Genomic DNA, 5,470 nt, shown 5'->3' with positions numbered 1-5,470 from the left:
CCTTGAGGTTCTTTTTTATTCAATTGGCACTTTTAATGAATTACAGGAATGCTCCTCTTTTCTTTTGACTACTCAACCCGATCAGTCCTACAGCATTACTATTTTCCCTGATTTTTATTTCTTAATTCAATAAATCTAAGTTCATCTTCTAATTCACCTTTAACTTTGAATGCTTTAACTGTCTGATCAGATGACATATCCAGCAATTTTCCATATTTCATAGCATATGAACAAAATTCAATTTTTTCTTTTAATTCCTTGACTTCCTGATATACATCTGCCATAAGACTTACCTCCCGATATTTATTTTTTCTTCCAGCCGCTGATACTTACGCAGGAACAAATTTTTCTGTCTATTTATGATACCACAAATTTGTGATAAATTAAATATAAAATTTAATTTTATCCGATTAAACTTTCACAAATTATTTTTATTTTTTATAACTTACTATTAGCGATTTTTATATTGCAGATACCTCATCTTTTTGATAATATTTATCAGTAGCATGTCTATTTATGATATTTTTTGTCATTTACATTGTATAAAAGAATCTTATATTTTATATATTCTATATTTTTAATATTAACAGAAAAGAGGATAACAGATGAATACAAAAATAAATCTCGGCGATTTAAAAGCAGGAGACAGTGCAAAAATAGTCTCTGTAGGGGGCGAAGGTGCATTACGACAGCATTTCCTCGATATGGGACTGATAAAGGGCACTACCCTCTCACTTATAAAACTTGCACCAATGGGTGATCCGCTCGAACTGCAATTACATGGATATGACCTGACATTAAGATTGGACGACGCAAGAAAAATTGAAGTAGAACCCATCCGAACTGAAAAACATGAGCAAAAAAGCAAACCACACAGATCAATTCCACATCCCGGATTCGGAGAATATAATGAAGAACATAAAAAAGAACACCATAAACCTCTGCCTGATGAAGAAGTTTTAACTTTCGCCCTTGTCGGTAATCAAAATTGCGGCAAGACAACTCTCTTTAACAGACTTACGGGTTCAAACCAGCATGTAGGAAATTTTCCCGGTGTAACCGTTGACAGAAAAGACGGCATTATAAAAGGACACAAAAATACACTTATCACTGACCTTCCCGGTATATATTCAATGTCACCTTACACAAGCGAAGAAATCGTAACACGAGAATTTATCCTGAAAGATAAGCCAAAAGGAATCATAAACATTGTTGATGCCTCTAATATAGAAAGAAATCTTTATCTTACAATGCAGCTTCTCGAACTTAACATTCCAATGGTCATAGCTTTAAATATGATGGATGAAGTAAGAGACAATGGTGGTTCAATACACATAAATGAGATGGAAAAACAACTTGGTGTTCCGGTAATTCCAATATCCGCCGCTAAAAATGAAGGTATTGAAGAACTTGTAGACCATGCACTCCATGTGACAAAGTATCAGGAAACACCAATCAGAACGGATTTCTGCTCTCCTGGTGACAACGGAAGTGCCGTCCATGCATGTATCCACGGCATTATGCATCTCATTGAAGACAAAGCAAAAAAAGCCTATATCCCCGTACGATTTGCGGCATCAAAACTTGCAGAAGGTGACTCACTTATAAAAGAAGCCCTTAACTTAAATGAAAAAGAGTCAAATATACTTGAACAGATAATTCAGCAGATGGAAGAAGACAGAGGACTTGACCGTGCAGAAGCAATAGCAGATATGAGATTCCACTTTATACTAAAAACCTGTGACGGAACTGTCGTAAAACCACATGAGAGCAAGGAACATACAAGAAGCAGAAAAATCGATAAGATACTTACCGGAAAATATACGGCAATCCCAAGCTTTGCCATTATCATGGCACTTGTATTTTATCTTACATTTAATGTCATCGGTGCCGCCCTTTCAAATCTGCTTGAACTTGGTATCGACTTTATTACAAATGCTGCCGACAAGGCACTTACCTCGCTCAATGTAAACAGTGTGCTCCACTCTCTTGTCATTGACGGCATATTTAATGGTGTAGGAAGCGTACTCAGCTTTCTTCCTATTATAGTAACATTATTTTTGTTCCTGTCATTGCTCGAAGACAGCGGTTATATGGCTCGTGTTGCATTCATAATGGATAAGCTGTTAAGAAAAATAGGTCTTTCCGGCAGAAGTATAGTTCCAATGCTCATTGGTTTTGGCTGTACCGTTCCAGGTGTCATGGCAAGCAGAACGCTTTCCTCAGAGCGTGACAGAAAAATGACGATACTGCTCACACCTTTTATGAGCTGCTCGGCAAAACTGCCTATATACGCATTTTTTGCAACGGCATTTTTCCCTGACAATTCAGCACTTGTTATGATACTACTCTATTTTATCGGCATCATTTTTGCCATAGCCGCAGCACTGATATTCAGACGAACACTCTTCAAGGGTGAACCGGTTCCTTTCGTTATGGAACTGCCTAACTATCGTATGCCCGGTTTTAAAAATGTGGCACAGCTCTTATGGGAAAAAGCGAAAGACTTTCTCCAGAAAGCCTTCACCATAATCTTTCTTGCTACTATTATCATATGGGTATTGCAAAACTTTGATTTCAGATTCAATGTAGTAGAAGACTCAAAATCAAGTATTTTAGCATCCATAGCCGGTGTTATCGCTCCCATCTTTTCACCTGCCGGATTTGGTGACTGGCGTATATGCACAGCACTTATCTGCGGATTTATGGCTAAAGAAAGCGTAGTATCGACACTCTCGGTACTCATACCGAAAACATCGTTTTTACTCGGAATCATATCACCTGTAAATGCAATGGCACTTCTGGTATTTTGTCTATTATACACGCCTTGCGTTGCGGCAATAGCTTCAATAAAGCGTGAGCTTGGCGGAAAATGGGCATTACTTGTTATATTGCTGCAGTGCAGTATTGCATGGGTTGCAGCAGTTGTTGTGAATGTTGTCGGTGGAATGATAGTGTGAGAAATACTGTAGATTGGTGAGCATTATACCGCCAGACAAAGATAAATAAAGTTCATTGTGAACAAAACAAAAACCCCGGAAGTATGCCACACTTTTGGGGTTTTCTATTCCTATTTTTGCCTACACACTTCAATTCTGCTTCTTTATTATTTAAATATCAAATGCATATTAGAATTTCGACAAAGCGAATTGTTATCCTTTTGTATAAATTCCCAGGTTTCTTTATATGTACCTAAAACAGCCACATTAGAATCGGAAATGTATTCAATAAATTCTTTTGTTTTACCTTCATACTTTTCTGCAAATTCATCTGACATTATTTCCTTTTCCTCTTTTGAAAAAGACTTAAGCTCATTATATAATACATGTTCAAGATTGCAGGAATTAAAATACAATCTATATCTTATGCCATTAATTTTTCCTGTTTTATATAACTTAAACATAATTTCAGATTTATGCCTATTTCGTTTCTGAACAGCTTCTACATTAGATGTTTCTATCCTATCCTCATAATACTGCAACACAACATTTTTACACTCCACTATGCAATCATTTGCAAATGTTCCATCCGTATCAGCAATATGAATAATCCTAATAAAATCTTCTTTTCGATATCCATACCTCCTACTAATTCCCTTTATCAACTCATTTATCTTCTCTACAACATTAGACACAGTAGTTTGATAATCTGATGTAATATCTCCATGCACAACCGCAAACTGTACTTCTTCCGAGCAAAAATATTCCTTAAGCACACCACCAATAGCATTTTCATCACTTGGTCCCTCAACAATAACAACAATTACCTTCTTCTCAGTCATTAAAAAATCTCCTTCCCGCTTTTCTAAATGCTCTTGCAATCTTTAAGCTGTCAGTTTCATCATAAATCTTTTCTTCCTGTCCTCCAAGTGTAATACTTCTAATATACATTTTTCTAAGATTGTTACTATCTTTGACATTTTTCATATAAATGTAACGATTGTTGGGATTAACTGTTGAAAACATAATACTATCTTTGTCAAGCATCTCTAAAGCCCGAAGATTATGTGATGTAAAAATCAACTGTCCCTTAGCGCTCTTATTAAATATATCCAACAATTCTCCGAGCATATATTCAAAAATTCCTGCATCCAATTCATCAATTACCAAACAAATTGATGGATTTCCAAAAGCCTGTATCAATGCATTTAGTATCGAAATAATTTTTATAATACCTTCTGATTCCATGCGTATTGGAATTGCTTTTTTACCATTCCTTATTGATAACAATTCAACTTTCCATCCTGTTTCACCCGAGTCCAAAGTCTGCTCCCCATATTCTTTTAATTTAATACTCATACCTGGAATTATTGTGTACAAAACAGTATTTATCTGTTCAACAATAGAACAAAGAATTTCTTTTTTTTCATAATCTAATATTACCGGTTCCATAAGCGGCATCGCAAAATCCCCTTTAAACCCTTTTTCACCATTTTCAATGCGAAATGCCATTGGCAACAAAAAATTTGCCGTAATCATACCTGAATGTGTATTTCTGATAACAAAAAGATCCTTAAACGCAAATTGATATAATTTATTTATTACAACTGCATATTTTCTAAAATCACTTTTTGTTTTTCTACCAAAAATTTCTCTGCTGCTTTCGCCAAAAATGTAAGAGCAATTACTCTTTTCCGCCATTTTTTTTGCTACAATCATATCTAATCTGGTATCTATATCATTTTCAACCAGTTCTTCAAATCGTTTTTTAGGCTTAAAAACTATCGTACTCTCTTCTCTTTTATAGTCCACAAATACATTTTTATTTGTTCTTTTACCCTCATAGTCTATTGAACAATTCATATATTCGTGTTCAATTACAACTTCCCCCTCACTTCTAAGCAAACATACATGATAACCTACTTCATATAAAATTTTACTTCCATATATTTTAAATTCTGCATTTATCTCAGCCGTATCCGAATCAACATCCAGATAATTTGTAATTTCCTGCTCAATGCTATTACCAGTCATAATCTGCTGTAAAAAATATAATGCATCAACAATCGCAGTCTTTCCAGAACCATTTTGACCATAAATTCCTAAAATTTCAGAATCACACAATACTTTTCCATTTTCTTTTGTTTTTGGCATAAAAATTGTTCCATTTTTAACATTTTTTATATTTTTTAATGATAATGATGCCAAACGAACAACTAAACTATCCATTTTCTCCTCCAATGATACTTTTTGTAATATATTATATCACATTTGTAACAAAAATACACTTAAAATTCTTTTTTAGAATTTTTAATTCCTTTTTGCAAATTTCAATTCTAATACTTTGTATTTGCAGCCATGATGGTACTATAACATCTGCTGACTTCATTCCATTCGTTGCTGCTACAAGTTTTATACTCTTTTTCCGTCTACTTACAAGACCTTCCTATATATAAAAAACACCCCAGAACAAAAGTGATATGCCCCTTGTCAAGTAGACAGGTAAAATATCTAAAATTAGGTGCTGATGA

The 5,470-nt window shown here is 34.5% G+C and carries 4 protein-coding genes; 1 reads left to right on the top strand and 3 read right to left on the bottom strand.

The window, feature by feature from the left end; translation table 11 throughout:
* Positions 1–98: 98 nt before the first annotated feature.
* Positions 99–284, bottom strand: a complete 186-nt coding sequence (locus KQI69_RS03535; RefSeq protein WP_216563909.1) for a hypothetical protein — start codon at positions 282–284, stop codon at positions 99–101.
* A 333-nt stretch (positions 285–617) separates the two neighbouring features.
* Between KQI69_RS03535 and feoB the strand changes: the two genes are divergently transcribed.
* Positions 618–2,960, top strand: coding sequence for a ferrous iron transport protein B (gene feoB / locus KQI69_RS03530; protein ID WP_371818723.1), 2,343 nt, complete (start codon positions 618–620; stop codon positions 2,958–2,960).
* Positions 2,961–3,106: 146 nt separating this feature from the next.
* Here feoB and KQI69_RS03525 read toward each other — a convergent pair whose 3' ends face one another.
* On the bottom strand, positions 3,107–3,781 hold the full coding sequence (locus tag KQI69_RS03525; protein WP_216563907.1) for a hypothetical protein: 675 nt from the start codon (positions 3,779–3,781) through the stop codon (positions 3,107–3,109).
* Positions 3,774–5,168, bottom strand: a complete 1,395-nt coding sequence (locus tag KQI69_RS03520) for an ATP/GTP-binding protein (protein ID WP_216563906.1) — start codon at positions 5,166–5,168, stop codon at positions 3,774–3,776. Before KQI69_RS03520 ends, KQI69_RS03525 begins: the two co-directional genes overlap by 8 nt.
* Positions 5,169–5,470 lie beyond the last annotated feature (302 nt).

It is taken from the genome of Eubacterium sp. MSJ-13 (assembly GCF_018918235.1).
Classification (GTDB): Bacteria; Bacillota; Clostridia; order Lachnospirales; family Lachnospiraceae; genus Butyribacter.
The sequence above is the reverse complement of the archived record's forward strand: the minus strand, read 5'-3'. Positions and strand labels throughout refer to the sequence as shown.